Source organism: Phenylobacterium sp. (assembly GCF_965284355.1).
GTDB lineage: Bacteria > Pseudomonadota > Alphaproteobacteria > Caulobacterales > Caulobacteraceae > Phenylobacterium.
On sequence record NZ_OZ260078.1, the window covers coordinates 1,936,352 to 1,962,918 of the forward strand.

The following is a 26,567-nucleotide window of genomic DNA, read 5'->3' on the forward strand; positions in this document are numbered from 1 at the left end:
CGATCCTTTCGCGAGCCGGCTTTTCCGCTATGGAGGGCGCACATGGCCCAGACCTCCGGCACATCACCCGACATCTCGATTGTGGTCCCCGTCTTCGACGAGGAGGGCGCTGCGCCTGCGCTGGCGCGCGAGATCGCCGCGGCGTTCGCGGGACGGGCGTTCGAGATGATCTTCGTGGACGACGCCAGCCGCGATGGGACCCGGGCCGCGCTGAAGGCGCTTTCGGCCGAGATCCCGCAGCTGCGCGTGCTGGCTCACCGCCGGAATTCCGGCCAGAGCCGCTCGATCCGCTCGGGCATCCTGGCGGCGCGCGGCGCGGTCGTCGTCACGCTGGACGGCGACGGCCAGAACGACCCGGCCGACGGCCCGGCGCTGGTGGACGCGCTACTGGCCGGTCCGCCCCAGCTGGCCCTGGTGGGCGGCGAGCGGGTGAAGCGTCAGGACAGCCAGGCCAAGAAGCTGGCGTCCAAGGTCGGCAACGGCGTGCGAAAGCGGCTGCTCAAGGACAGCGCCAACGACACCGGCTGCGGGCTGAAGGCCTTCCGGCGCGAGGCGTTCCTGCGCCTCCCCTACTTCGACCACATCCACCGCTACCTGCCGGCGCTGATGCTGCGCGAGGGTTACGAGGTGGCGTTCCGGCCGGTGAACCACCGCCATCGCCAGACGGGCCGCTCGAAGTACACGAACCTGGGCCGCCTCTGGGCCTCGGCGTCAGACCTGTTCGGCGTGATGTGGCTGCAGTCCCGCGCCCGCAACCCGGACGGCGTTGACGAGGTGTAGGGCCCTACACGGTCGCCAGCAGCCAGACGGCGACGCCCGCGAACAGCAGGCTCCCGGCGAAGAGCAGCTGGGCCCACGCGGCGGGGGCCTGAGCAGCGGATTTGGCGGAAGCGGGCTTGGACATGACGACCCTGGACGCTGGAACAACCGATGGTCCCAGCGTCGCGTTCGCCGCCTGAACGCAGCCTGAAATCCCTGTTTAGGTTTTGCTGACGATCTTCGTCAGGCGCGGCTGCGGATCCAGGCCCGCACGCGGGTGTCCAGCACGCTGAGCGGCAGCGCGCCGGCGCCCAGCACCGCGTCGTGGAAGCCCTTGATGTCGAAGCGCGGCCCCAGAGCCGCCTTCGCTTCCTCGCGCAGCGCCAGGATGCGGACCATGCCCACCTTGTAGGAGGTCGCCTGGCCCGGCGTGACGAAGTAGCGGCGGATTTCCGAGCGGATCTTGGCCGTCGGCTGCGGCGAGTTGGCGGTGTAGAAGTCCAGCGCCTGGGCCTCGCTCCAGCCTTTGGCGTGGATACCCGTGTCGACCACCAGGCGGATGGCCCGCCAGATCTCGCGGCCCAGCCGCCCGAAGTCGCTGTACGGGTCGACGTACAGCCCCGCCTCCTTGGCCAGCAGCTCGGAGTAGAGCCCCCAGCCCTCGGCGTAGGCGCCGTAGTTGCTCTGGCGCCGGAACAACGGCACGCCGGTCATCTCCTGGGCGAGCGAGATTTGCATGTGATGGCCCGGCCAGCCCTCGTGGTAGGCGGTGCCTTCCAGCTCGTAGGTGGGCGTGGCCCCGGTGTCCGACAGGTGGACGTAGAACACCCCCGGCCGCGATCCGTCAGGCGCGCCCGACGAATAGTGCGCCGCGCCGCCCGGCTCTTCCCGGAACGCCTCGACCCGCTTCACCACCAGATCCGACCTGGGCATGCGGGCGAAGTACTGCGGAAGCTTGGCCTCCATGCCCGTGAGGTAGCCGTCGGCCAGGCGCAGGTACTGCTCGCGCCCGTCGGCGTCGTTGGGCAGATAGAAGCGCTTGTCGGTCCGCATGAAGACGAAGAACTCGGCCAGCGACCCCGCAAAGCCGATGTGGGCCTTCAGCGCCTCCATCTCACCGCGGATACGGGCGACCTCGCGCAGACCCAGCTGGTGGATCTCCTCGGCGGTCATGTCGGTGGTGGTCTCGTCCCTAAGCTGGGCGGCGTAGAAGGCCGCGCCGTCGGGCAGCGAGCCGGCGCCCTTCGGATCGGCCGCCGCGTTCCCGCGATCGGCGGTCAGCCACGCCGACAGGCGGTCGTAGGCCGGCTTCACCTCGCCGCCCAATGTGGCCGAGACGGCGGAGATGACCTTGGGCTCCGCGGCGGCGTCGATCAGGCCCCGCTCGCGCAGCCTGCGCAGCTTGGCCATGGCGTCGACGAAGAGCGCCGACTCTCCATCCCCGGTGAACGGCGTCCCGGTCGTCAGGCGGGCGACCTCGGCGATGGTCTGGTCGTAGGCGAAGCGCGGCATCCGCACGCCCGCCGCGGCGGCGGCCTTCGCCCGGTCCAGGTTCTGGTCCAGCACCTTGGCCATGGCCGAGAGGCGCGCGACGTACGCGTCCATGTCGGCCCGCGTGTCCACGCGGTGGGCGTTGATGAGGAAGTTCGGCAGCGTCGTGTGCGGCCCGCCGCGATCGAAGATGTACTTGTGGTTCCGCCACTTGCGCGCCGCCTCGGCCCGATCCAGCGCCAGCGCCCAGAGGTCGTAGCTGACCTGGGCGTCGGGCCCCAGCCTGGCGCGGTCGAACTGGGCCTTCATGCGGGCCACGCTGCCCCGCCGCCAGGCCAGCCCGCGATCGGCGGCCGCATCCGTGGGATCCGACAGCTTGTCGTATAGTTCCTTGCGGCCCAGTCGGGTCAGTTGCTCGGGGCTCTGGCGCAGGGCTGCCTCGAACTCGGCGTCGAGAAAGGCGGTCAGCTGGGCGTCGGCGCCCTTCGCGGGCTGGGCTGTCGCCGAGGCGGACAGCGCCAGGGCGGTCGCCGCCGTGCCGAACCCGAAGTCACGCCGTGTGAGCCGCATGGTGATCCTCTTTCGCGATACGCGCGTTCACCTCGCCTAGAGCATTCACCGGTTCGCTTGAACCGGTGAATGCTCGAGAGTCTTACAAAGGCAGACCATTCGTCGTTTTGAGCCTGAACCGACCACCGCGACGAGTGGTCGGCCGGCTTTGTGCGGACGGGACAAGGGCCGCTTTACGCGCGCGCCGCTTGCCTCTACCGACCCAGGGGATAGATCGAGAAGAGGATCGCATATGGCTTCGGGACTGGTCGCCCTGCTGGACGACGTCGCCGCTATCGCCAAGATCGCCGCGACGTCGCTCGACGATGTCACGGCCGCGGCGGGCAAGGCGGGGTCCAAGGCCGTGGGCGTCGTGATCGACGACGCCGCCGTGACGCCCGGCTACGCCGTCGGCTTCACGCCCGATCGCGAGCTGCCGATCATCGCCAAGATCGCCTTGGGGTCGCTGGCCAACAAGTTCCTGCTGCTGCTGCCGGGCGCGCTGCTGATCTCGGCCTTTGCGCCCTGGCTGCTGACGCCGCTGCTGATGCTGGGCGGCGCCTACCTCTGCTTCGAGGCCGCCGAGAAGCTCTACGAGGCGGTGGTCAAACACGAGGACACCGACACGGTCGAGGAGCTCGCGCTCAGCTCGAAGGAACTTGAGAAGCAAAAGGTGACCGGAGCGATCCGCACCGATCTGATCCTGTCGGCCGAGATCATGGCCATAGCCCTCAACGACGTGGCCGACCAGCCGCTGGCGCTTCAGGCCGGCGCCCTGGCGCTGGTGGGCCTGCTGATCACCATAGGCGTGTACGGCGTCGTCGCGCTGATCGTGAAGATGGACGACATCGGCCTGCACCTCTCCAAGGGCCGCGCCGCCGCGATGCGGGCGCTGGGCCGCGGGATGGTCAAGGCGATGCCCGTGGTCCTGGACGCGCTCACGCGGATCGGCACGGCCGCGATGCTGTGGGTGGGCGGCGGCATCATCGTCCACGGCCTGGAGCACTACCACTTCAGCCCCATCCCGACCTGGGTGGAGGGCCTGTCCCACTGGGCCGCGACGGCCCCGGCGGTGGGCCCGGTCACCGGCTGGCTGGCGTTTGCGGTGGGCTCGGCGGCGGTGGGCTTGGTGGTCGGCGGCCTGATCGTGGCGGCCCTGCATCTCGTGCCGAGCAAGAAGCACTGACGCCAGACACCACCTTCTCCCCTTGCGGGAGAAGGTGTCGGCCGAAGGCTGACGGATGAGGGGTCGCGCTGGACTTGCCGCCGCTGCGCGCGCCGTCGGCGCAGTCTTGTTGACCACGAACCACACGAACGGAGTTTGCAGCTCGCAGGCGTGCGGCTTTGGAAGCCTTCGTGTGGTTCGTGTGGTTCGTGGTCAATCTGATCGGCGCTGGCGCGCCACCCCGGCTGAAGCGGTGGCGCGACCCCTCATCCGACCTGCTGCGCAGGCCACCTTCTCCCGCAAGGGGAGAAGGAACCGGCTACGTGGTCAGATCGCGCCAAAGCACCAGGCCAGGATCGACTTCTGGGCGTGGATGCGGTTTTCCGCTTCGTCCCAGACCAGGCTCTGCGGGCCGTCGATGATCTCGTCCGTCACTTCCTCGCCCCGGTGCGCCGGCAGGCAGTGCAGGAAGACCGCGTCCTTCGACGCCTCGTCCATCAGCTTGCGGTCCACCTGGTAGGGCTCGAGCGCGTCGAGGCGCTCGTCGTGGTCGGTGTCGCCCATCGAGACCCAGGTATCGGTGATCACGCAGTCGGCGCCGCGCACGGCTTCGCGCGGGTCATGCGTGGTCGTGACCTGGCCCTGCTGCTCGGCCGCCCGCGCCAGGTCCATCATGTCGGGATGGAAGACCGCCGGGGTCGCGATGTTCAGCTTGAAGCCCAGCTTCGGCGCGGCGTGGATGAAGCTGGAGCAGACGTTGTTGCCGTCGCCCACCCACGCGAACGTCTTGCCCGTCACCGGGCCGCGATGTTCCTCGAAGGTCATCAGGTCGGCCAGGATCTGGCAGGGGTGGCTCTTGTCCGACAGGCCGTTGATGACCGGGATCGTCGACCACATGGCCAAGCGCTCGACGTCCTCGTGCACGTTCGACCGGATCATGATCGCATCGACCATCCGCGAGAGCACGCGGGCGGTGTCCTCGATCGGCTCGCCGCGGCCCAGCTGCATATCGACCGCGTTGGAGATGATCACGTCGCCGCCCAGCTGGCGCATGGCCGCGTCGAACGAGAAGCGGGTCCGGGTGGAGTTCTTCTCGAAGATCATCGCCAGCGTCCGGTCGGCGCCGGGCCGATCGGCGTCGGGGCGCCCCTGAGGCCAGCCCTTGCGGGCGGCCTTGCGGGCCTTGGCGTCCTCCAGGATGGCGCGAAGTTCGTGGCCTTCGAGCTTCCAGATGTCGAGGAAGTGCCGCGGAGCCGCGGCGCTCATGCCGGGACCGCCGCTCTGGCCTTGGACTGGGCCGCCTCGCAGGCGCCTTCCAGCCGCGTGATCGCTTCGCGCGCCTCGTCCAGCGACAGCGTCAGCGGCGGCAGCAGCCGCACGCAGTTGTCGCCGCCGCCGGCGATCAGCAGGTGCTGGTCGCGGGCCAACTGCATGAACTCGCGGTTGGGCGTCTTCAGCTTCACGCCGATCAGCAGGCCCTTGCCACGGACATCCTCGACCACGTCGGGGAAGCGCTCCTTCAGGCCCGTGAGCTGCTGGTTCAGGTAGCCGGCCACCTCGCGGACGTGGGCCAGCAGTTCCGGCTTCACCAGTTCCTCCATCGAGGCCACGCCCACGGCCATCGCCAGGGGGTTGCCGCCGTAGGTCGAGCCGTGGCTGCCGGGCGTCATGCCGCGGGCGGCCTCGGCAGTAGCCAGGCAGGCGCCGACCGGGAAACCGCCGCCCAGGGCCTTGGCCACCGCCATGATGTCCGGCGGCGCGTCGGCCCACTCGTAGGCGAACAGCTTGCCGGTCCGGCCCAGGCCGCACTGGATCTCGTCGTAGATGAGCAGGATGCCGTGTTCGTCACACAGCTCACGCAGGCCGCGCAGGCAGCTCACCGGCAGAGACCGCGCCCCGCCCTCGCCCTGCACCGGCTCGATGATGATCGCCGCGGTCGTCGGGCCGATGGCGGCCTTCAGCGCCTCGTGGTCGCCGTAGGGCAGATGGACGAAGCCCGGCATCGGAGGGCCGAAACCCTCCAGATAGCTGGCGTTGCCGGAGGCGTTCACCGCCGCCAGCGTCCGGCCGTGGAACGAGCCGTCGAAACCGATGATGTCGATCCGCTCGGGCTGGCCCTTCACATAGTGATACTTGCGCGCGGTCTTGATCGCGCACTCGATCGCCTCGGTCCCCGAGTTCGTGAAGAAGCAGACGTCGGCGAAGGTGTTGTCGGTAAGCAGCTTCGCCAGCTTCTCCTGGTTGGGGATCCGGAAGATGTTGGACGTGTGCCAGAGCTTGTCGGCCTGATCCTTCACCGCCTGCACCAGCTTGGGGTGGTTGTGCCCCAGCGCGGTCACGGCGATGCCGGCCATGCAGTCGAGATAGGCCTCGCCTTCGGCGGTATAGAGTCGCGAGCCCTCGCCTCGCTCGAACGCCAGCGGGGCGCGCGCATAGACGCCCATGATGTGATCGCTGGGAACGGGGGCGGTGGTCGACTCGGCCACGGCGTTAGCCCTCCTCAAAAGGAAGCGTCCCCGACGCGGTGGCGACGGGGACCGGAAGGCTTGGCGTTTTCGTCTCGAAGCGCCGCCAAGTCAATGTTTTGCGACGGGGACGCGCGGCGCGCAGCTCCCCTGAAGTCTGCCATGCGCGGGTTGCCGGGTTAACAGAAGTTCACCCATTGGGGGAATTCGGTTTGCGAATGGCAGAGCTTGGGTTCAGCTAACGATGTTCAACCACGCGCCCAGGATGGGGACTGGCGCAATGCAATCTGGGGTGCATCGCAAATGAATATCAAAACTTTCCTGGCCGCTGGCGCTGGGGCTCTGGCCCTCGCGGCTTCCGCGGCGCCCGCGCACGCCTATCTGTTCGGCTACTCAGATGGGGGCAACAACGGCACCATCGTGCAGCTGACGCTGGATGGTACGACGGTCGTGAACTCGTTCGACACCGGCTGGTACAATGGCGCGGATCACACGACCGACAACACCAACTATATCGTCGTCCGGCCGGGTGACTTCGGCACCAACGGCTACAACAACTGGTTTGCCTTCGACCTGTCGAACCTGACGGGCTCGTTCTCGACGGCGACCCTGACCTTCAATTCCTATGATGTCACCGAGACGGCCAACTATCAGCTGTTCGATTTCGGCGGCAGCATCAGCAGCCTTGTCGCCGGGACCGGCGGCCTGTCCGCTTTCAATGACCTCGGCAGCGGCAACAGCTACGGCGTTTTCGGCTACAGCCCGTCGGACAGCTACAACTCGCGCACCCTCGCGCTGAACGCGGCGGCGGTCGCGGACATCAACCGGGCCGTCGGCGGCCAGTTCGCGCTGGGCGGCACGCTGGAGCCGAGCTCCGGCGCCGTGCCCGAGCCGGCCACCTGGGCGATGATGCTGCTGGGCTTCTTCGGCCTCGGCGGCGCGCTGCGGGCCCGCAAGGCGGCCGCCGCGGTCGCCTGATCGATCTAACGAGTCAGCGTAGCAAAGACGCCGCCGTCCCGACGGGGCGGCGGCGTTTTTCGTTGGGTCGGCAGCGACCTAGAAGTCGATCGTCGCGCCCACGAACAGGAACCGGCCCAGCGCGTCGTACACCTGGGGCCAAGTGTTGCCGTTGCAGGGCCCGGAGGGGCAGTTCGACGAGCCGTTGAGCGGCGGATCGTTGTCGAACAGGTTGTTGACGCCAGCGCGCATGTTGACGTTGTCGCGCATGGTCCAGCTGAGCGAGAGGTCGAAGTAGCTCTGCGCCGCCAGTTTCAGGTCGGTCGCCGGGCCGCCGGGAGACGCGCCGCCGAGCCCAGGCTGGCTGGACGTGGTGTCCAGGTCGACCTTGCCGAAGTAGCGCCACTGCAGCGAGACGCGGACGTCCTTGACCCATTCGTCGTAGGTGAGCGGCGTGGTCCAGGTGATCCGGGCCTTGTGCCGCCACTCGGGGTTCGGGACCGGCGAGCCGCCCAGTGACGAGCAGAGCGCGCCGTAGAGGCCCGCGCAGTCGGTCGGCTTGTCGCCCTTCAGCGAGGCCGCCTCCAGCTTGTCGAGCCAGGTGCCGACGAAGTTGAAGTTCAGGCCGCCCATATCGCCCATGCCCAGATCGGCCAGGTCGGTGCGGTAGTTGACCTCGAAATCCATGCCTCGGGTGTGCAGCTTGCCGGTGTTGAGCGTCGTGTCGGTCACGAAGCCGGCCGGCGATAGCCACAGCGAACCCGCGTTGTCACGGCGCACCAGCGAGCAGAAGTCCGGATCCAGCGTGCTGATGCAGCGCTGGATGATCGTGTCGGCGCCGATGCCCGAGATGAAATCCCGGACCTCGATGTCGAACCAGTCGGCCGAGACGTTGAAGCCGGGGAGGAACGACGGCTGCCACACGACGCCGGCGGTGAAGGTGTCGGCGGTTTCCGGATCCAGGTTCGGGTTGCCGCCGGTCAGGCCGTTGTACTGGTTGGCAGGGTTGGCCTCGATCGCCAGCACCTGGGCCGTCGTCAGACCGAAGGCCTGCGAGCAACGCGCCACCAGCGGGTTGGTCGCCGTCAGGCCGGCGCAGGGGTCGGTGTTGCCGTCGAGGACGACGTTCTGCGGGCTGAACAGCTCGAGCACGTTCGGGGCGCGGACGGCGCGGTTGTAACCGCCGCGGATCCGCAGGCCGTCGATCGGCTCCCACTCGCCCGAGAGCTTGTAGGTCTCGGTCGTGCCGACGGAGGAGTAGTCCGAGTAGCGGAAGGCGAGTTCGGCCGTCAGCGACTTGGCGAACGGCGCATCCTGGACCAGCGGGATGCGGGCTTCGGCGAACACTTCGTAGACGTCGAAGCCGCCGCTCACCGGCGGCGACGCCCCGCCCGAGCCGTTCAGCAGGCCGGCGCGCGAGACGAAGTCGGACGTGAAGTCCAGGTTCTCGCGGCGGTACTCGGCGCCCACCGACACGCCCACGCCATCGTCCGACCAAGGCGTCTTCACGCCGTAGGAGGTGAGATCGCCCGCGATCGAGAAGTTGACGACCCGCTCCTTGGTCGTGCCCTCCGTGAAGCTGGGCGTCGTGAGGTAGTTCAGCGCGGCGGGCGTGACTCCGCCGTTCTGCCAGATGTTGTAGGGCACGCAGGCCGGGTCCGTGCCGGTCAGCACCGACAGGCAGGTCGGTTGCCCCGCCGCGTTGCGGCCAACCAGTAGAGAATTCTGGATCCGCTGGGTCTGGAAGAAGCCGCCAGTCGACGCGTCGAACTGGACGGTGCCGTACTGCATGTAGAAATCGTAGTTCCAGTTCTCGTTCAGGTCGCCGCGCAGGCCGATCAGGGCGCGGTACGAGGCGCGCTTGAAGTCGGTGGTGCGGCCGCCGCCTTCCACGTTCCGGCGCGCGACGATCAGGGTCCGCGTCGCGGCCGTGCCAGCGTCGGCGCCGCAGAGCTGGGTGAGCTGGGCCGCGGTGGCCAGGGCGTTGTTGCAGTTGATCTGGAAGTTGCCGGCGAAGATGCCACCGGGCGCGATCTGGGCCAGCGACCGGTCGTCCATGAACATCAGGTCGGCATAGGCCTCGGCCCACGGCGCGATCTCATAGTGGGCGAAGGCGCCCAGGCCGTAGCGTTCGTCCGGCCGCATGTAGAAGTTGGTGGGGCCGAAATTGTAGACGTCCCGCGCCGCCACCCGCGGGCGGAACTGCTGGTTCGGCGAGGTGATGTCGACCACGAAGCTGCCGAAGCGGGCCGGGAACGCCGTTCCTGAGCCGCCGCACGAGAAGGTGTCGCCCGAGTTCAGCGTGCACGCCGAGTAGTCGCGGTCGCGCTGCAGGATCTTCTCGTTCTGGCGGTACATGGCGTAGGCGGTGATGTTGCCCTTTCCGTCGCCGCTGTTGACCCCGAACGTCAGCGTGACCTGGGTGGCCTCGCCGTCGCGGACGTTGTCCTTGGGCACCACGAACTGGGTCGCATCGGCCGCGCCGACGGCCCGGGCGCGGATCACGTCGGCGATGTCGCTCGAGTTGTCGTGCTGGTAGATCGAGTACTGCGCGTCGACCCGCACCCCCTCGAAGTTCTTGTTCATGATGAAGTTGACGACGCCGGCCACGGCGTCGGCGCCGTACACGGCCGACGCGCCGCCGGTTAGGACGTCGACGCGCTCGACCAGAGCCGTGGGGATGAAGTTCACATCCGACGCCAGGTTGGCCGCATTGGCGGCCGGGTCGCCCGGCATCAGGCGGCGGCCGTCGATCAGCACCAAGGTGCGCGAGACGCCGAGACCGCGCAGGTTCAGGGTGGCCGCCCCGGTCGCGCCGTTCGAGATCGTCGAGCCCTGGGCGGCGAAGGCCTGCGGCAGGCTGTTGATCATGTCTTCGACCCGGGTCACGCCCTGGGCCTTGATGTCGGCGGCGGTGATCGCCGTCACGGGACTGACGCTCTCCAGGTTGGGCGAGGGGATGCGGGTGCCGGTGACCACCACCTCGGAGATCTCCTCGGTCCCGGCGGCCTGCGCGAGGGCCGGACCGGCGGCCGCGACGGCGATGCCACAGATCATAGAAGACGCCATAAGGCGCGCGCGTACGGATTGGCTTTTCACGATCAAAGATCCCTCCGCGGACCCCCACCCGAAGGCGGCTCCGCTCCCCAAAATATAAGGTTTCAAGATCCCCCAGCGGGATCTAATGATCGTGAGTTACGTTTCGGTCATGAATACGGTCAATCAATTACCAGACAACAGACGATGACTGTAAAGCAACACGCCCGGTGAACCGACACAATTTGCTGATTCCGCATTTTATTCAGTTGACTACGATATTTGATTTGTCGGATTCTGTGCTTCCCGCGCCACAGACCGAGACATGTCCGGCGCGCTGATCGCGGCCGTCGTCAACGCCATGTCGAAGTACCGCCGAAGCCGCGTCAGAGCGTCGGGACGCACCGCCGCGCGGCGCCCTCGCAGGTCGATCAGGCCGGCCTCGGCCAGGACGCCCAGGTGGTGGCTCACGTTCACGCGCGGCAGACCCAGGCGTGAGGCGAGTTCGCCCGCCGAGGACGGGCTGGAGACCAGATGCTCGAGGAGCCGCCGGCGCGTCGGGTCGGCCAGGGCCCGGAACAGCTCGGCGGGCGCCTCGCGCGCGGCGCTCCGCCAGGCTTCGCCCAGGCCGTTCGCCAGGGAAGCCGCCTCCACGTCAGGCCGTCCGCGAGCGCGGTGAGGTCGGCTGCGCGCCCAACGCGTACAGCCGCCGCGAGACGGCGAAGCGCTCACGCAGCCAGCCCTCGCCGACCGAGGCCTCGAACCACAGGCGATCGAAGTAGGTGCGCAACTGCGGCAGGGGATCGACCACCGCCACCAGCAGGCCGTCCTCCTCACGGACCAGCCCTGAATCCTTCAGGACTCGCACGTGGTGCGACACCGCCGGCCGGGTGACCGCCACGGCCGCGGCCAGCGCCGTGATGCGGGACGGCCGGGCCAGGATGCGCTCGTAGAGGTCGCGCCGTGTCGGATCGCCCAGGGCGTCCAGCGCCGCGCCCAGTTCTCCCGCCTGCGTCGGCCCGCTCACCGCTGGCCACCGGCGGCGCGCAGCGGTTTCACCACCGAGGCGTCCAGCGGCAGGGTGCGCAGCAGGCTGACGAACCGGCGCAGCGCCGGGTTGTCGTGATCGTTGCGCCACGCCGCCGTCACGCTGAGGGAAGCAGGATGCCCCGGCAGCGGGGAGAAGGCGACGCTGGCGCGGGTGGCGTGGACGACGCTCTGCGGCACGATCGCGTGGCCGGCGCCGGCCGCGACCAGGCTGAGGACGCCGTCGTGCGAGGTCATCTGGACGCGAACGCCGGCGCGGGCGGCGCCCCGCTCGGCGACCAGGCGCTGAATGCGGCTCCAGTCGTCCCCCGCGGCGCACAAGACCGGGGCCTGGCCCAGGGGCTCGTCAGGGGCGTCCAGCGACCGGGCCACCAGCCACGGCTCGGACCAGAGGTGCAGACGGTCCAGGCCCGGGGGCGCATCTTCGACATCGATCAGGACGGCGTCGAGTTCACGGTCCAGGACGGCGGCCACCAGGTCGGCGGCCGATCCGACCCGCAGCTCCATCTCCACATCGGAGGCCGAGCGGCGGTAGGCGCGCAGCACGCCCTCGGCCGGGCCGGCGGTCACCGGCCAGACATGCCCCAGGCGCAGCCGACCCACCTCGCCCCACCCGGCGGCGCCGGCGCGGACCGCGGCCTTGGTGATCAGTTCGAGGGCGCGCTCCACCTCGGTGAGGAAGCGTTCCCCCGCCCCCGTGGGCCGCGCGCCGCCCGGGGTGCGCTGGAACAGCGAGACGCCCAGGGCGTCCTCCAGAGCCAGGACCCGCCGCGAGAGCACCGAAGGGTTCACGCCCAACACCTCGGAGGCGCGGCGGAATCCCAGGTGCTCGCGAACCAGGAGCGCGGAGCGCAGGGCGACGATGTCCTGAGCCGCCGTGGCCTCGGCCGAACGCTTCATCGCGAAAACCTGTGACGTGACGGGTGCATGCGCTTTCCTTAGGACCGCCCCTGGCGACCCCGCTTGGGGATTATTGCGGCCGGCGGCGGGTCACGACGGCCACAATGGCCACGGCGACGCCGACGTGGGCTGCGATATCGAGGACGGAGAGGACGCCGTTCCATCGCCAAGGGGCGCCGAACCGCAGGGGAAGAACGCCAAGGTACATGACGGCATAGAGGACCAGGCCGTAGGCCGGCGCCGTCGCCCAGGGCCGCGCAACGACGGCGGGAGTCCGGCGGGCCAGGTGGATGTAGGCGGCGGCCATGGCGGTCGCGACGCCGAAGTGGGTGAGGATGCCGAGGCCGGTGACCATGGGTCCGCCCTCGACGGCGGCGCGGCCGATCCAGCCGCTGGCGACCATGTCCCAAGGACGCGTCCACGGACGGCCCCGCGAGAGCGCCACCCCGCTGGCGTAGACAAAGTCGACGCCGCCGCCGGCGAGCCCCGCGGTCACAAGACGCAGCAGCGTGTCTCGCAGGGGCTGGGAGACGCTGGAAGCGGCGACGACGGCGGTCATGCGGGGTCCCTCTCTGCAACGGCATGAGGGTGAAGAGCCGCCGCCGACCCGTCGCGCACGTTCGGACGGTCAAAAGCACGTTCCGATGATGACGGCCGGCGAAACGGGCGTTGACCTTTGACTCGGCGGGATTCTGGCGTTGGTCTTGCAGCCGAGACAGCCCGATGACCTACCCGTTCAAGTTTCCAGACACTGCGCCGCCGACCCTCTCGCTCGGTCGATCCCGCACGTGGGGTCCGCTGGCGGCGACCGAGGTCCACGCGTCCCCGGGCCGGTATCCCGGCCTGGTCGCGCCGGACCACCGGCTGATCTTCTATCTGACGCCCGACGTGCCGACCGACTGCGCCTGCGAGGGCGTCAAGCAACGGCGCATCCAGACCCCTTATGACTTCGACATCGTGCCGGCCGGCGCCTCGGGCTTCTGGGAAGACCACCTGCCCTGCGACATGGTCGCGGTGCGTTTGGCGCCCAAACTCATGACCTCTACCGCCGAAGCGCTGGCGCTGCCGCTGGACCGGATCGAGCTGGCGCCGCGGCTGGGCGCACGCGATCCGATGATCGAGCACGTGGTGCGCGCCCTGGTCGCCGAGCTGGCCGCGCCGGCGCCGGCCGGCCGCATCTATGCCGACAGCCTGGCCACCGCGCTGACCACCCGCCTGCTGCAGAGCTTCGGCGTGTTGGGGGCGGCCGGCCGCCAGACCCTGTCCAAGCCGCAGGTGCGCCGCATCGTGGAGTTCGTTGACGCCAACCTGGACGGCGAACTCACCCTGGAACAGCTGGCCGAGGTGGCGGGGATGAGCATCCCGCACCTGACCACGCTCTTCCGCCGCACCATGGGCCAGTCGGTGCATGCCTATGTGATGGAGCGCCGCGTGCAGCGCGCCCGCGCTCTGTTGCTGGAGCGGCGGATGACCATCGCGCAGGTCGCACTGGAAACCGGCTTTGCCCACCAGAGCCACATGGCCCGTTGGATGCGCCGTCTCCTGGGCGTGACGCCCTCAGAAGTTCTGCGGGTGTAATCCCTCCTGTTGTGGGGAGGGACAGATCGCGAAGCGATCAGGGTGAGGAGGTGTTGATCCTCACCAACGTCAGCACTCCGGCCCCTACTCCCTCACCCTGGCCGCTCCGCGGCCTTCCCTCCCCATCAAGGGAGGGAAGGCTACGTCTTGATCTTGTAGCCGACCTTGAACATCCACAGCGACACCCAGCCGAGGGCCAGGACCAGCACGGCGGTCATGATCGCGCCGACCATCAGGTTGCTCTCGGCCTGGCCGGTGAACCCGTAGCGGAAGCCGTCGATCAGGTAGAAGAACGGGTTGTAATGGCTGGCCGTGCGGAACGGCTCGGGCAGGCGCTCGACCAGGTAGAACGTCCCCGACAGGAACGTCATCGGCATGATGACGAAGTTGGTCACCGCGGCCATGTGGTCGAACTTCTCGGCCCACAGCCCGGCCATGATGCCGATGAAGCCCATGATGAAGGCCGCGCCCAGCCCGAAGTAGAGGATGGCCCAGGGCTGAGCGATGGGCAGGCGCGCGAAGGGCAGCACCGCCACCATGCTGACGAGGCCCACAAGGATGCCGCGGGTCGCCGCGCCGCCGCCGAAGCCCGCCACGTGCTCGGCCGGGGTGAGCGGCGGGGTCAGGAAGTCGCCCATCAGCCCGTTGAACTTGGCCTGGAGCAGCGATGACGAACTGTTGGCGAAGGCGTTCGACAGGATCTGCATCATGATCAGGCCGGGCGCCACGAAGGTGCCGTAGGCCACGCCGTGCACCTCGCGCCCGCCGCCGACCGCCACCACGAACACCAGCATGTAAAGCAGCGCCGTGACCACCGGCGCCGCCAGCGTCTGGGTGCCCACCTTCAGGAAGCGGCGGATCTCGCGCACGTACAGGGTCTTCAGACCCTCCCAGTTCACCCCGTGATAGGCGCGCGGCTGGGGCGGCAGGATGGTCGGGGCGTCGGGCAGATCTCGCATGGCCGAGATGTGCGCGCTGCGGCGCCGTGGCGCAAGTGCGTCCAAATCCGACTCAACATCTAGTTCCTGTGGATGATCGCGATGGCGCCTATTGTGGGTCTTAGGCGTTTGTTTACTACTGATGGTGGTTGGTGGGCAGCGAGAGTGCTGGTCGCCACAAGATGTTGATTACCGGCGCAGTCCTGGGGCGCGCCGGACCCTCTGGGTGGGAGGCGGGACCATGGGCTGGACCGACGAACGGGTCGAACTACTGAAGAAGCTCTGGCAGGACGGCCTTTCGGCCAGCCAGATCGCCAAGCAATTGGGCGGGGTGACCAGGAACGCTGTGATCGGCAAGGTCCACCGTCTGGGCCTGTCGGGTCGCGCGACGCCGTCCAAGCCGCAGCGCACGGTGTTCAAGGCGCCGCGCCCGGCGCGTCCGGCGGCGGCTGCGCCGTCGGCCCCGCGCCGCATCGCCGAGCCGGTGACCGCGCACCCGGCGCCCGCGCCGGTGCGCTACGTCGATGAGTCGCCCGGCACCGCCACGGTGCTGACCCTGGGCGCCCACATGTGCAAGTGGCCGATCGGCGACCCGTCGCTCGACAACTTCACCTTCTGCGGCCGCCGCTCGGAAGAGAACGGCCCCTACTGCCACGAACACGCGACGGTGGCCTACCAGCCGGCGCAACAGAAGAAGAAGTCCAGCGCCGCCGAGCTCGCCCGGAGCCTGCGCCGCTACATCTGAGATCCGCTGGAGAGCGGTCGTCTATCCGTTGGGGATGGGGGACGCGGTCGGAGCCGAAGCTGGCGCAAGCCTGCTTAAGGCCCCGACCGCGTTCCTTTCTGTTTCCGGCTTTGCGCCGCCAAGGTTTGGCCGGGTCGCGCAACCCGCTAGGTTGGGCGGATGACCGACTCGGCGACCCTCGCTGACCCCGGCGGCAACGCCCAGCCCTACTCCGTCTCGGAGCTGGCGTTCGCGCTGAAGCGGACGCTGGAGAACGCCTACGGCTTCGTGCGCCTGCGGGGAGAGCTGTCGAAGGTGACCCACCATTCGAACGGTCACGTCTATCTGACCTTGAAGGACGACCGTTCGGCCATCGACGGCGTGGTCTGGAAGGGGTCGGTCCGGAACCTGTCGGTGCGGCCCGAGCACGGGCTGGAAGTGATCGTCACCGGCAAGATCACGACCTATCCGCAGGGCTCGCGCTACCAGATCGTCATCGAGACGATGGAGGTGGCCGGCGTCGGCGCCCTCCTGGCGCAACTGGAACGCCTGAAGCAGAAGCTGCACGCCGAGGGCCTGTTCGACAGCGCCCGCAAGCGGCCCCTGCCCGACATGCCCGCCGTCGTGGGCGTGATCACCAGCCCGACCGGCGCGGTGATCCGAGACATCCTGCACCGCATCCGAGACCGGTGGCCGTGCCGGGTGATCGTGTGGCCCGTGGTGGTGCAGGGCGACGCCGCCGCCCTGCAGGTGGCGAACGCCATCCGCGGCTTCAACGCGCTGTCGCCCGGCGGCCCGGTCCCGCGGCCCGACGTGCTGATCGTGGCGCGCGGCGGAGGCTCGGTGGAGGACCTCTGGGCGTTCAACGACGAGGCGCTGGCCCGCACCGTGGCCGAGGGGACCATCCCGCTGATCAGCGCCGTCGGCCACGAGACCGACACCACCCTGATCGACTTCGTCTCGGACCGCCGCGCCCCCACGCCGACCGGCGCCGCCGAGATCGCGACGCCGGTGCTGGCCGAGCTGAAGGCGCTGGTCTCGGACCTGGGCGCGCGCATGCACCGGTGCGGCGGTCGGGTGGTGGAAGATCGGCGCGCGCGCATCGAGCACGCGGACCGGGCGCTGAAACGTGTGCCCGACCTGGTCCGGCTGGCCGAGCAGCGGTTCGACATTGTCTCGGGCCGCCTCGGCGCGGGCCTGGCGAAGAACGCCGCCGTCCATGAGCGCGACCTGGTCCGCGTGGCCTCGCGCCTGTCACCGCTGCTGCTGCAGCGTCCGCAGGCGGTGCAGAAAGACCGGCTTTCGGGACTTTCAGGGCGCCTCTCCACGGCGCTTGAGCGCAACGCCGCCGCGCATGGCCGAGACTTGGCCCAGGTCTCCGCTCGCCTGACGCCCACGCTGCTGGCGCGCCCCCTGGGCCTCCAGCAGGAGAAGCTCGACGGCGTTGCGTCGCGGCTGACGCCGTTGTTCGCGCGGAAGCTGGATCGGCTGGCCGAGCGGCTCGAAGGGGCGTCGCGGATCCACCTGTCCCTGAATCCCGACGGGCCGCTCAAGCGAGGGTTCGCGCGCGTGACCCGAGCCGACGGCTCGCTCGTCCGCGCCGGGGCGTCGCTGGCGCCCGGGGAAGCTGTCGCCATCAAGTTCGGTGATGATGTCACCCGCCAGGCGGTGATCGATGGCGCGGGCGAGGCTCCGCCGCCGGTCGCGCCGCCCCCGCTCGCGGCCCCCCGGCCGGTGCGCGCCAGGCCCAAGTCCGAGGCCCCCGAACAGGGCGATCTGTTCTGACGCCGCTACACGCGCTAAACAGGCGGCCATGAACGCCCATGACCGCAACCTCGGGGCCAACGACCTCGCCAAGCTGCACTACGGCGACGGCGACTACGCCGTGCTGCGCCCGGGCCGCTACGTGCTTTGCGCCGTGACCGGCCAGAAGATCCCGCTGGAGCAGCTCCGCTACTGGAGCGCCGAACTTCAGGAGGCCTACGCCAGCCCCGCGGAGTCGCTGAAGCGCTGGCAGGAGACGCGCTGAGCCGCGCGCATCCCTCCCCGCCGGGGAGGGATCGGCCGCACAGCGGCCAGGTTGGAGAAGTCGATCCTCCCAGACCGCGGCGCCCCGGCCCACACATCCCCACCCGTCTCGCTTCGCTCGCCACCCTCCCCGAGAGGGAGGGAAGTTCACATCTTGCGATACACCTCGCTGGGCCAGCGCCGGTGGACCCAGAACCAGTCGTGCGGCCGAGCGCGGATGCGGTCCTCGATGAATGCGTTGATGCGCCTGACGCCCGCCTTGAGGTCGGCCGCCTTGTCGCCGGTGTTCTCCAGGACGATCGGGTCGTGGACGATGATCTTGAACCGCGCGGCCTCGCCCACCCGCTGCACGCTCATCGGCTGCAGCGGAACGCCGAAGCGGAGGGCGAAGGTGGAGGGCCCCGGCGCCGTGTGGGCCATGACGCCGAACAGCGGCGCCTCGACGCCACCGTTGAACTTCTGGTCGTTCATGAGCGCCACGGACTCGCCGCGCTCCAGCGCCCGCATCAGCTCGCGCGCCCCCTCCAGGCCCTTCGGCGCGAACAGGCGCACGCCGTAGCGGTAGCGAATGCGGCGCACCCGCTCATCCACATAAGGGTTGTTCATGGCCCGGTAGGTGATCTGGGACTTCACGCCCGCACGCACGATGGCGGCGGCCATGAGTTCGAAGTTCGAGAAGTGGCCCGAGATGAAGACCGCCGGCCCATCGCCCGCCGCAATCGCCTGCAGGCGCTCCAGGCCTTCGATCTCGATACGGCCTGTGTCGGCTACGATGCGGTCGATGATCATGAATTCGACTAGGGATCGGCCCAGTTCAGACCACTGAGCCCGCAGGAGTCGCGCAATCTCGGGGTCGTCCGCGTTAGGGAAGGCGATGCGCAGATTCCGCTCGGCCACCCGGTGCGCGCGGGTCAACGGACCCAGCGTGCGAAATAGTCCGGCGCCAAAATTCGACACAGAATCAACAGCAAACAGACGCGCCAAGGCGCTAGCTGCATCAAACAGCAGAGCCTGAAGCATCCAAATCGCGGTTGCGACGTATGAGTGATTAGGGGCCGCCATTCACCTTGTTAGGCATGGCAGACCCCGGTGGGCAATGGAGGCGGCTGGCGTGGGAATTGCGATGTCTCAACCACGGAGTCCCGAAGCGGGACGAAGGGAAATCATGGTCGGGGATTCCATGGACGAGATCGACATCCATCTGGGCCGGCGCCTTCGTCGCCGTCGTCGCCTTCTGGGCCTGACCCAGCAGGAGCTCGCGCACGCCTGCGGCGTCCGCTTCCAGCAGATCCAGAAGTACGAGTGTGCGGCCAACCGCATGTCGGCCGCCCGCCTCTGGCAGCTCGCCGAGGTGCTGGAAGTGCCGATCAGCTACTTCTACGAGGGCCTGACCCGTGACCAGCGCGAAAGCCTGGAACGCGAGAGCTCGTCGAACGAGACGATGGCGAGCAAGGAAACCCAGGATCTCATCCACGCCTACTACCAGCTCGGCGAGCGCCCGCGCCGCCGGCTGCTCGACCTCGCCAAGGCGATGAACGGCGAGATCGAGGCCTGAGCCCCGCTTCCCGAGCCTGTTGAAAACAGGCTCGAATTCAAGAGTCTGAGCGCGTTCCGGACGCAATCGCAGTGTCCACTTTTGCGGATCGCGCTGGGGCAGGGTAAGCGAGGGCCATGACCCTCTCCGCGCCCCGCCTCGCCGAGCTCGACGCCTTCTGCCTCGAGCTCAATCGCGCCGCCGCCGGAGCAATACTCCCCTTGTTCCGCGGCGCACACGGCCTCTCCAACAAGTTCGAGGTGACGGGCGGCTTCGACCCGGTCACCGAGGCCGACAAGGGCGCCGAGCGCGCCATCCGCGCGCTGATCACCGAGCGCTATCCCGATCACGGCGTCATCGGCGAAGAGTACGGCGAAGACCGTCCCGACGCCGAGTTTGTCTGGGTTCTCGATCCCGTGGACGGGACCCGGGCGTTCATCGCCGGCCTGCCGCTCTGGTGCACGCTCATCGGCCTGCGCCACCAGGGCAAGCCCGTGCTGGGCTCCATAGGGCAGTCGTACCTGGGCGAGATCTACATCGGCCACGCCGGCGGTTCGCGCCTGGTGACCGCCGCGGGCGAGCGACCCCTCAAGGTCCGGACCTGCCCCCGGCTGACCGACGCCGTCATCGCCACCACCGATCCCGAGGCCTGCTTCACCGGCGCCGAGCTGGGCGCCTGGCGCCAGGTGCGAGCGGCGGCGCGCCTCGCGCGGCTGGGCTGCGACGCCTACGCCTACGCGATGGTGGCGGCGGGCACCATGGACATGGTGATCGAGGCCGGGCTCAAGAGCTGGGACATCGAAGCCGCCATCCCGCTGATCGCGGGCGCGGGCGGGCTCACCACCGACTGGCGGGGCGAGCCCGTGGGACAACATGGCGGCCAGATCGCCATCGCCGGCGACCGCGCCTGCCTCGAAGAGGCGCTGGTCGCTCTGAAGCGCTCGGCCGTCTGACCTATTTTTTCGCCGGCGCCTTCTTGGCGGCGGCAGGCTTCTTCGCAGCCGCAGGCTTCGTGGCCGCAGCGGCCTTCGGCGCGGCCGGGGCCTTCGCCACGGGCTTCGCAGCCGGCTTGGCGGCGGCCTTGGCCGGCGCCGCCTTGGGCGCGGCGGCTTTCGGGGCGGCCTTCGCCGCAACGGGCTTTGCCGCGGGCTTCGGAGCCTTCGGGGCGGCCTTGGACGCAGGCTTGGCCGCGGCAGGTTTGGCCACAGCAGCCTTGGTCGCCGGTTTCGCGGCGGGCTTCGCGGCCGCCTTAGGCGCAGCCGTTTTGGCCGGGGCGGCCGCCTTTTTCGCCGGAGCCGCCTTCGCCGGCGCGGGCTTCGCAGCCGCTTTGGCCGGAGCCTTCGCGTTGGCGGCGGGCTTGGCTGCGGTCGGCTTCGTCGCCGCGGGCGCCTTCGCGGCCGCCGGCTTGGGCGCGGCCGCCGGTGCGGCGGCCGCTCGCCGAGCGCCGCGGCCTTCGGCGTCGCAGGCGTCTTCGCGGCCGGCTTCTTCGCCGCCGCAGGCTTGGCCGCTGGAGCCGCCGCGGCCGGAGCCGGGGTGGCGGCCGGCGCCGGAGCGGGAGCCGGAGCGGGCCTCGGCGCTTCCGCCACCGGGGCGGGCGCAGGGGCAGGCTTGGGAGCCGCTGCGGCGGCCGGGGCCGGCGTCGGCGCGGGCTTCGGAGCCTCGGCGGGCTTCGGCGCGGCCTTGCCGGTGAGCGCGTCGAACACTCGCAAGAAGATGTTACGCATGTCGTCCGTCTCCATCAGGATTTCGTGGTGGGCGCCCGGAACGGTGATCAGGCGGCCCTGAGGCAGGTTCCGGGCCGCAGCGGCCTGGGCAATGTTGTCGACGAGGGCGTCTTCGCCGGCGGAAACGATCTCGACCGGAATGGTCACGCTTCGCAGACGTTCCGGCTTGGCCAGGGCCGCCATGGCCTTGAAGGCGAAGTCCAGCCACCCCCAGGTGGGACCGCCCAACGCCAGGTCGGGATTGGCCCGAACCTGGGCGCGATAGCGATCGAACCGCGCGCGGTCGTGGGTGAGCACATTGCCGTCGAACGTGTCATCGAACGGCTTGCCGGGATCGTTGCGGGCGTAGCGGCTGCCCTGGCCCAGGCTGAGATTCAACGCGGTCAGCGCGATCGCCGCCGCCTGCGGGACATTGCCCAGATGCAGCCCCAGCATCGGCGCCGACAGGCAGGCGCCGGCAAAGCGCCGCTCACCGTTCGCCAGCGCCAGCAGGGTCAGGCAGCCGCCCATCGAGTGGCCCACCGCGATCCACGGCGTCGGCAGCCGCTCCTCGTAGGCGGCCAGCAGGCGCCGGTAGTCCTCAAGGAAGCTCTTGAAGCCCTTGGCGTGGCCCTTCAGCCGGTCTCCCAGCTCGCGCGCCGAAAGCCCCTGTCCGCGCCAGTCATGCGCCAGGACGACGAAGCCCCGGTCCAGGAACTCGCCGATCACCTCGAAGTACTTCTCGATCGGTTCGGTGCGGCCGCCCGAGAGCACCACCGAGCCGCGCGCGCGACCCTTGGGCGTGAACAGCGCCGCGCGCAGCTTCGCCCCGCCGGCGCCCACGAACCAGCCGGCCTCGGCGCCCGCCGGGACCGGCGCTTCGGGAATATCGACGAGGGGGGCCGGCTCGAACATCGGGCGCCTAGACGGCCCGCTCGAAGAGGGCCTGGATCTTCGGCTGCAGGCTGAACGCCAGGCCCATGTCCGAGAGCTTCATGCGGCCGGTCATCACGGCCTTCATCGGGTCCAGCTCGCGCTTGCCCAGCCTGACCAGGTCGGCGCGGCTGACCGAGACGGTCAGGTCGGCGGGCCGGTCGTCGTTGGTCACCGAGGCGCCGTCGACGTGGATCACGCCCTCGCCGCGCAGGTCGAGCTTGACCGTGCGGTCGAGGCCGTCGCCGGACGCGGCCGCGCGGCGGATGCGGTCCGTCAACTCCTCGAGGGTGGCCATGGCCCCAGCGGCGCTCCTGAATCGAGCGGGGAGCTTCGCCGCGCCCGGTGGCTGTGTAAACCGCCCGTGACGACGTTACGCAGGATTGAAGAACTTGAGCGCCATGAGGGGCGCCCGCCGCGGGCCCACGACGCCAGCGTTGGCGCCGTGGGCCGCGAGGTCAGAGGACCAGGGTCAGCCCACCTTCACGAACTTCAGCGTCATGCGGTCGCTTTCGCCGATGGCGTCATACTTGGCGCGATCGAAGTTCGGGTCCGAACCGCGGCCGCCGGCCACAGTCCAGCGCGACGGCGGCAGCGTCCAAACGCCGAACGGGTGGTCCTTGGTGTCCTTCGGGTTGGCGTTCACCTCGGACTTGGCCGCCAGCTTGAAGCCGGCCTTCTCGACCATGGCGATCACCTCGGCCTGGCTCATGTAGCCGGTCGACCAGTTGGGCGCGGACGGCTTCGGATCCGACCGATGCTCCTCGACCGCCAGGACGCCGCCGGGCTTCAGGACCGCATGGACATCCTTCAGCACCTTGTCGAGGAAGGTCGCGTTGGGCGCCCAGTTGTGGAGGTTGCGGGCCGTGATGACCATGTCGGCCGAACCCGGCGCGCCCAGCGGGCCCGAGACCGGCCCGAAGCCCACCACCTTCACCTCGCCGAACTTGGCAGTGTCGGCGTACTTCTTCTCGAAGTTGGCCCGCGCCGCCTTCGCGCCTTCCGAGATCTGCGGATTCGCGAGGTCGGCGCCGGTCGCATAGTAGGTCCCGCCCGTGGCCTTGGCGTAGGGCGCCAGGATCTCGGTCCAGTAGCCGCTGCCGGGGGACAGCTCGATCACGGTCTGCTTGGGCTTCACGCCCCAGAAGGCGAGCGTCGCCTCGGGATTCCGGGCGGCGTCCCGGGCCTTGTGCTCGGGCGCGCGCTGGGCGCCGGCGACGGCGGATTTGAGTTGGGCGTCAGCGGCCTGGACAGGGGCGGCGACGGTGAGAGCGACGGCCACGGCGCAGGCCGAAGCAAAGCGGAGCATGGGGGAGTTCCTCCTGGTTGGGTGAACGGAACCTAGAGCGCGAATTCATACGCGAACAGCCCCTTGAACGCCGATTTCCGGCGCCTAACTGATGGGGCGGAGGCGCTGGATGTCCGGGCCTTCTGGGCTGCAGGCGAGGCCGATTTCGGGTCGCCACAGGTCCAAACCAGAACCGCAACCTTGCTTTGAAAGAAGGATGTGACCGCATGCGTACGATCGACTTTTCCCCTCTGTATCGCTCCGTCGTCGGCTTCGACCGCCTGGCGAACCTGCTCGAGACGGCCGCCGCTGACGGCGCCGCCGGCTACCCGCCCTACAACATCGAGCGCACCGACGAGAACGCCTACCGCATCGACATCGCGGTGGCCGGCTTCCGTCCTGAAGAGCTGAACGTCGAGGTGAAGGAAAATCTCCTCACTGTGACCGGTCGCAAGGCCGCCAATGACGAAGCCAAGAAGTACCTGCATCGCGGCCTGGCCGAGCGGAACTTCGAGCGCCGCTTTCAGCTGGCCGACTACGTGGTCGTCACCGATGCCAACCTGGCGGACGGCCTGCTCTCCATCGCCCTGAAGCGCGAGCTTCCTGAGGCGCTGAAGCCCCGCACGATCGCCATCACGACCGGCGTGCAGGGCAGCCTGATCGAAGGCGAGAAGGCCGCGTAAGCGCGCTTTTCGCCGGCGCCTCCCCCAGCGCGGCAGTGATGGGGGAGGGACACCGCCCGCCGCAGAACGGGCGGTGGAGGGGGCAGGCCTCCTCAACTGAACTAGAACGAGCTGGGTAAATCCGCAGAGCTTGCGGTTCGCCCCCTCCACCCTTCGCTCTTCGGCGACGGATCCCCCTCCCCCGCTGCTGCCGCATCGGGGGAGGTTTCTGTTCTAGATGATATCCTCCAGCCCGCGGGCGCCGTGGCGCTGGACGCGGGTGAAATCGGCCTGCTTCAGCATCGCGCCCGAGAAGTTGGCGCGGCTGACGTCGGCGTCCACGAACAGCGCATGGCGCACATCGGCGCGGGTCAGGTCGGCGCCCTTGAGCTGCGCGCCCGTCAGGTTGCAGGGCAGCACCCGGTCGGCGCCCAGCAGCAACGGACCCATCTGAGCCTCGCGCAGGTCGGCGCCCGACAGCTTGGCCCCGGCCAGCCGCGCGCCCCGCAGGTCGGCGCGGCGCAGGGTGCAGTTCCGCAGGTCGGCGCCCTCCAACTGAGCGCCCTGAAGCTGCACGCCCTCCATGTCGAGGCCGTAGAAGACCGCCTGCTTGGCCGAGAGCGCCGTCAGGTTATAGCCGCGGACCGCCGCCAATCCGCGCAGGTCGGCATTGTCGAACGACGACGGCTTGCCCTCGGCGCCCCCGGTCTCGCACCAGCGGGCGTGCTCCTTCAGCATCTCGCCGTAGGGCAGCTCGCTCAGCGCGCGGCCCGACGGGGCGTCGGTCAGCACGCCGGCCATGTTGCACTCGGTGACGTTCCACGAGACCGTCCGCGCGCCCACCAGGATCGCATCGCGAAGATCAGCCCCGGCGAGGTCCGCGCCCGACAGATCGGCGCCCGACAGGTTCGCCCCCCGCATCGAGCACTGCTTCAGGTTCGCCCGGATGAGCTTGGCGTCCTTCATGATGGCGTCGGTAAAGTCTGCCCGCACGGCCATGGCGCCCGACAGGCGCGAGCGCTCCAGGTTGGCGCCGGCCAGGATGGCGCCCTGCAGCTCGCCCGAGTTCGGCGCGCCGATCTCCAGCTTGCGGAAGCCGAACTCGCGACTGCCCGCGGCCAGGGTGCCTTCGCGCAGATCGGCCTCGAACAGGTCGGCCCCCGTCAGGTTCACGTTGCGCATGCACGAGCCGCGCAGATCGGCGCGGCGCAGCGAGGCCTCGCGAATATCGGCGCCGCTCAGGTCCGCGCAGAACAGCGTGGCGTTGTCGAGCCGCGCGCCCCGCAGGTTGCAGTCGTTCATGATCGCGCCGGTGAAGTCCGCGTCGCAGAGATTGCGCCCTTCGAGGGTCACGCCCGACAGGTCCTTGAAGGCGAAGACCGCCCGGGCGCCGCCGGGTTTGGAACTCCACAGCCGATCGTGGCGCGCGCAGATCGCGTCGACCACCGCCTGACTCAGGCGGGCGTTCACGAGCTCTCTGGCGTTGTCGGAAGGCATGGCCTTGCAGGCTTACGAAAAGGCGTTGTGAACCATGCTAGGTTCGCGGGATTAACGGCGACTTTCCAGGGCCTTGCGCCGGCCGATACGCCGCATAAAGGGGCTCGGCGACGCCCTGCAGCAACCCCTGATCGGTGATTATGCCCGCGGCCTGCAACCGGCGGGCGCCTTCGCCGGCGGCGTAGACCGACGAATCACCGCAGGCGATCACGACCCGGACGACGCCGGCCGCCACCAGCCGCTCGCTGCACGACAGCCCGCCGGCCGAGCGCTTCGCACAGGGCTCGAGGGTGACATAGGCCGTGGCGCCCCGGGCCGCCTCGCCCGCCGCGGTCAGCGCGTTCTCTTCGCCGTGAACCTTTCCGCCCACGCTGGTGACGCCCTCGCCGACGATGACGCCGTCCTTGGCCAGCACGCAGCCCACTGACGGATTGTCGCCCGTCAGGCCCACATGAGCCTTCGCCAGGGCGATGGCGCGCGCCATGAAGTCCTCGTCGGTCATTCCGCCATGATGGCGGCTTGCCCCGCGAGGCGGAAGGGCTGGTCTCGTCGCGTCCTAGACCGCCGGGATCGCCGTCGCGCGGCTTTCGTCCAGGTAGCGCGCCGCCGTCGGCTTCAGGTTGGCGTCCAGCTCGATCACCAGCGGGTTCGAGGTGGGGATCTCGACGTGGACGATGTCGTCGTCCGACACGCCGAACAGCACCTTGACGATCGCTCGCAGAGAGTTGCCGTGCGCCGCGACCAGCAGGGTCTCGCCGGCCTTCAGGCAGGGCGCGATCTCAGCGTCCCAATAGGGCTGCACGCGGACCAGCGTCGTCTTCAGGCTTTCGGTCGAGGGCAGGTCCAGACCGGCGTAGCGGCGGTCCTTCGAGAAGTCGAACTCGCCGCCCGGCGCCAGTTCCGGCGGCGGAATGTCATAGCTGCGGCGCCAGACCTTGACCTGGTCGGCGCCGTGCTTGGCCGCCGTCTCGGTCTTGTTGAGGCCGGTCAGGCCCCCGTAGTGGCGCTCGTTCAGCCGCCAGTCCTTCACCTCGGGCACAAAGGCCTGCCCGGCCGCGCCCAGCGCGAGCCAAGACGTGCGGATGGCCCGCGTCAGCACCGAGGTGAACACCTTGTCGATGGCGATGCCGGCGGCCTTGATCAGTTCGCCGCCCTTTCTCGCCTCGGCCTCGCCCTGTGCCGTCAGGTCGACATCCACCCATCCGGTGAAGCGGTCTTCCAGGTTCCACTGGCTCTGGCCGTGACGCAGCAGGATCAGGGTGGGCAAGGCGGACACTCCTTCGAGGGCAGGACCGGTCGGCTAGAGCACTAGG

26 protein-coding genes and 1 pseudogene are annotated in these 26,567 nt (G+C 69.3%); 10 read left to right on the forward strand and 17 right to left on the reverse strand.

The features are described from left to right. Window positions 1-42 precede the first annotated feature (42 nt). Window positions 43-780: a glycosyltransferase family 2 protein gene (locus ACQ66R_RS09400; RefSeq protein WP_430421335.1), complete on the forward strand. Its 738-nt coding sequence runs from the start codon at window positions 43-45 to the stop codon at window positions 778-780. A gap of 222 nt (window positions 781-1,002) precedes the next feature. Here the strand turns inward: ACQ66R_RS09400 and ACQ66R_RS09405 are convergent, their stop codons facing one another. Continuing rightward, entirely contained in the window at window positions 1,003-2,820 is a 1,818-nt protein-coding gene (locus tag ACQ66R_RS09405; protein WP_430421337.1) for a DUF885 domain-containing protein, read from the reverse strand. A 232-nt stretch (window positions 2,821-3,052) separates the two neighbouring features. On the opposite strand from ACQ66R_RS09405, the gene ACQ66R_RS09410 reads away from it, so the two are divergent. Further along, window positions 3,053-3,985: a DUF808 domain-containing protein gene (locus ACQ66R_RS09410; RefSeq protein ID WP_430421339.1), complete on the forward strand. Its 933-nt coding sequence runs from the start codon at window positions 3,053-3,055 to the stop codon at window positions 3,983-3,985. A 306-nt stretch (window positions 3,986-4,291) separates the two neighbouring features. Here the strand turns inward: ACQ66R_RS09410 and argF are convergent, their stop codons facing one another. Both argF and ACQ66R_RS09420 read right to left on the reverse strand, forming a co-directional pair. Further along, complete coding sequence (gene argF / locus ACQ66R_RS09415) at window positions 4,292-5,230, reverse strand: ornithine carbamoyltransferase (protein WP_430421341.1); 939 nt, start codon at window positions 5,228-5,230, stop codon at window positions 4,292-4,294. Then, window positions 5,227-6,450, reverse strand: coding sequence for an aspartate aminotransferase family protein (locus ACQ66R_RS09420; protein ID WP_430421343.1), 1,224 nt, complete (start codon window positions 6,448-6,450; stop codon window positions 5,227-5,229). The genes argF and ACQ66R_RS09420 overlap by 4 nt, the downstream gene beginning before the upstream one ends. A gap of 282 nt (window positions 6,451-6,732) precedes the next feature. Between ACQ66R_RS09420 and ACQ66R_RS09425 the strand changes: the two genes are divergently transcribed. Next, complete coding sequence (locus ACQ66R_RS09425; protein WP_430421345.1) at window positions 6,733-7,407, forward strand: PEPxxWA-CTERM sorting domain-containing protein; 675 nt, start codon at window positions 6,733-6,735, stop codon at window positions 7,405-7,407. Between the two features lie 78 nt (window positions 7,408-7,485). On the opposite strand, the gene ACQ66R_RS09430 is transcribed toward ACQ66R_RS09425, so the two are convergent. From ACQ66R_RS09430 to ACQ66R_RS09450, 5 genes are all read right to left on the reverse strand, one after another. Next, window positions 7,486-10,443, reverse strand: a complete 2,958-nt coding sequence (locus tag ACQ66R_RS09430; protein WP_430421347.1) for a TonB-dependent receptor domain-containing protein — start codon at window positions 10,441-10,443, stop codon at window positions 7,486-7,488. A gap of 252 nt (window positions 10,444-10,695) precedes the next feature. Beyond that, complete coding sequence (locus ACQ66R_RS09435; RefSeq protein WP_430421349.1) at window positions 10,696-11,076, reverse strand: ArsR/SmtB family transcription factor; 381 nt, start codon at window positions 11,074-11,076, stop codon at window positions 10,696-10,698. Window position 11,077: 1 nt separating this feature from the next. Continuing rightward, the gene (locus ACQ66R_RS09440; RefSeq protein WP_430421351.1) at window positions 11,078-11,449 is read right to left on the reverse strand and encodes an ArsR/SmtB family transcription factor; all 372 of its coding nucleotides are present in this window, start codon (window positions 11,447-11,449) and stop codon (window positions 11,078-11,080) included. After that, entirely contained in the window at window positions 11,446-12,369 is a 924-nt protein-coding gene (locus ACQ66R_RS09445; protein ID WP_430421353.1) for a LysR family transcriptional regulator, read from the reverse strand. The genes ACQ66R_RS09440 and ACQ66R_RS09445 overlap by 4 nt, the downstream gene beginning before the upstream one ends. Window positions 12,370-12,439: 70 nt before the next feature. After that, window positions 12,440-12,928 carry a hypothetical protein gene (locus ACQ66R_RS09450; protein ID WP_430421355.1) on the reverse strand — a complete coding sequence of 163 codons (489 nt, stop codon included), beginning with the start codon at window positions 12,926-12,928 and terminating at the stop codon, window positions 12,440-12,442. Between the two features lie 164 nt (window positions 12,929-13,092). Here ACQ66R_RS09450 and ACQ66R_RS09455 point away from each other — a divergent pair, with 164 nt between their 5' ends. After that, a complete protein-coding gene (locus ACQ66R_RS09455; RefSeq protein ID WP_430421357.1) occupies window positions 13,093-13,947 on the forward strand; it encodes a helix-turn-helix transcriptional regulator in 855 nt (284 codons plus the stop codon). A gap of 140 nt (window positions 13,948-14,087) precedes the next feature. Here ACQ66R_RS09455 and ACQ66R_RS09460 read toward each other — a convergent pair whose 3' ends face one another. After that, on the reverse strand, window positions 14,088-14,906 hold the full coding sequence (locus ACQ66R_RS09460; RefSeq protein ID WP_430426247.1) for an ABC transporter permease: 819 nt from the start codon (window positions 14,904-14,906) through the stop codon (window positions 14,088-14,090). 220 nt (window positions 14,907-15,126) lie between these two features. On the opposite strand from ACQ66R_RS09460, the gene ACQ66R_RS09465 reads away from it, so the two are divergent. The 3 genes from ACQ66R_RS09465 (at window position 15,127) to ACQ66R_RS09475 (ending at window position 17,638) form a co-directional block, all read left to right on the forward strand. Continuing rightward, entirely contained in the window at window positions 15,127-15,630 is a 504-nt protein-coding gene (locus ACQ66R_RS09465) for a GcrA family cell cycle regulator (RefSeq protein ID WP_430421358.1), read from the forward strand. A gap of 159 nt (window positions 15,631-15,789) precedes the next feature. Then, window positions 15,790-17,394: an exodeoxyribonuclease VII large subunit gene (xseA, locus tag ACQ66R_RS09470; RefSeq protein WP_430421360.1), complete on the forward strand. Its 1,605-nt coding sequence runs from the start codon at window positions 15,790-15,792 to the stop codon at window positions 17,392-17,394. 28 nt (window positions 17,395-17,422) lie between these two features. Further along, window positions 17,423-17,638, forward strand: a complete 216-nt coding sequence (locus ACQ66R_RS09475) for a DUF2093 domain-containing protein (RefSeq protein ID WP_293362610.1) — start codon at window positions 17,423-17,425, stop codon at window positions 17,636-17,638. A 146-nt stretch (window positions 17,639-17,784) separates the two neighbouring features. Here the strand turns inward: ACQ66R_RS09475 and ACQ66R_RS09480 are convergent, their stop codons facing one another. After that, window positions 17,785-18,699 carry a lysophospholipid acyltransferase family protein gene (locus ACQ66R_RS09480; protein WP_430421362.1) on the reverse strand — a complete coding sequence of 305 codons (915 nt, stop codon included), beginning with the start codon at window positions 18,697-18,699 and terminating at the stop codon, window positions 17,785-17,787. A 103-nt stretch (window positions 18,700-18,802) separates the two neighbouring features. On the opposite strand from ACQ66R_RS09480, the gene ACQ66R_RS09485 reads away from it, so the two are divergent. Together ACQ66R_RS09485 and hisN are read left to right on the forward strand one after the other, a co-directional pair. Then, a complete protein-coding gene (locus tag ACQ66R_RS09485) occupies window positions 18,803-19,192 on the forward strand; it encodes a helix-turn-helix domain-containing protein (RefSeq protein ID WP_430421364.1) in 390 nt (129 codons plus the stop codon). 116 nt (window positions 19,193-19,308) lie between these two features. Further along, window positions 19,309-20,124 carry a histidinol-phosphatase gene (hisN, locus tag ACQ66R_RS09490; protein WP_430421366.1) on the forward strand — a complete coding sequence of 272 codons (816 nt, stop codon included), beginning with the start codon at window positions 19,309-19,311 and terminating at the stop codon, window positions 20,122-20,124. Window position 20,125: 1 nt separating this feature from the next. Here the strand turns inward: hisN and ACQ66R_RS09495 are convergent, their stop codons facing one another. From ACQ66R_RS09495 to ACQ66R_RS09510, 4 genes and pseudogenes are all read right to left on the reverse strand, one after another. Further along, a complete protein-coding gene (locus tag ACQ66R_RS09495) occupies window positions 20,126-20,377 on the reverse strand; it encodes a hypothetical protein (protein ID WP_430421368.1) in 252 nt (83 codons plus the stop codon). A gap of 581 nt (window positions 20,378-20,958) precedes the next feature. Then, window positions 20,959-21,789: pseudogene (locus tag ACQ66R_RS09500) on the reverse strand (alpha/beta fold hydrolase); the annotation flags it as partial. A 7-nt stretch (window positions 21,790-21,796) separates the two neighbouring features. Next, window positions 21,797-22,105, reverse strand: coding sequence for an SCP2 sterol-binding domain-containing protein (locus ACQ66R_RS09505; protein WP_293362606.1), 309 nt, complete (start codon window positions 22,103-22,105; stop codon window positions 21,797-21,799). Window positions 22,106-22,279: 174 nt separating this feature from the next. After that, the gene (locus tag ACQ66R_RS09510) at window positions 22,280-23,116 is read right to left on the reverse strand and encodes a class I SAM-dependent methyltransferase (RefSeq protein WP_430421370.1); all 837 of its coding nucleotides are present in this window, start codon (window positions 23,114-23,116) and stop codon (window positions 22,280-22,282) included. Window positions 23,117-23,322: 206 nt separating this feature from the next. Between ACQ66R_RS09510 and ACQ66R_RS09515 the strand changes: the two genes are divergently transcribed. After that, window positions 23,323-23,778 (forward strand): Hsp20 family protein, encoded by a 456-nt coding sequence (locus ACQ66R_RS09515; protein WP_430421372.1) that lies wholly within the window; start codon window positions 23,323-23,325, stop codon window positions 23,776-23,778. A 213-nt stretch (window positions 23,779-23,991) separates the two neighbouring features. On the opposite strand, the gene ACQ66R_RS09520 is transcribed toward ACQ66R_RS09515, so the two are convergent. Genes ACQ66R_RS09520 through gpmA form a run of 3 tightly spaced genes read right to left on the reverse strand, consistent with a single transcriptional unit; the run spans window position 23,992 to window position 26,521 of the window. Then, window positions 23,992-25,254 (reverse strand): pentapeptide repeat-containing protein, encoded by a 1,263-nt coding sequence (locus tag ACQ66R_RS09520; RefSeq protein ID WP_430421374.1) that lies wholly within the window; start codon window positions 25,252-25,254, stop codon window positions 23,992-23,994. A gap of 37 nt (window positions 25,255-25,291) precedes the next feature. After that, window positions 25,292-25,756: a bifunctional diaminohydroxyphosphoribosylaminopyrimidine deaminase/5-amino-6-(5-phosphoribosylamino)uracil reductase RibD gene (locus ACQ66R_RS09525; protein ID WP_430421376.1), complete on the reverse strand. Its 465-nt coding sequence runs from the start codon at window positions 25,754-25,756 to the stop codon at window positions 25,292-25,294. Window positions 25,757-25,810: 54 nt separating this feature from the next. Beyond that, window positions 25,811-26,521 carry a 2,3-diphosphoglycerate-dependent phosphoglycerate mutase gene (gene gpmA, locus ACQ66R_RS09530; RefSeq protein WP_430421378.1) on the reverse strand — a complete coding sequence of 237 codons (711 nt, stop codon included), beginning with the start codon at window positions 26,519-26,521 and terminating at the stop codon, window positions 25,811-25,813. Window positions 26,522-26,567 lie beyond the last annotated feature (46 nt).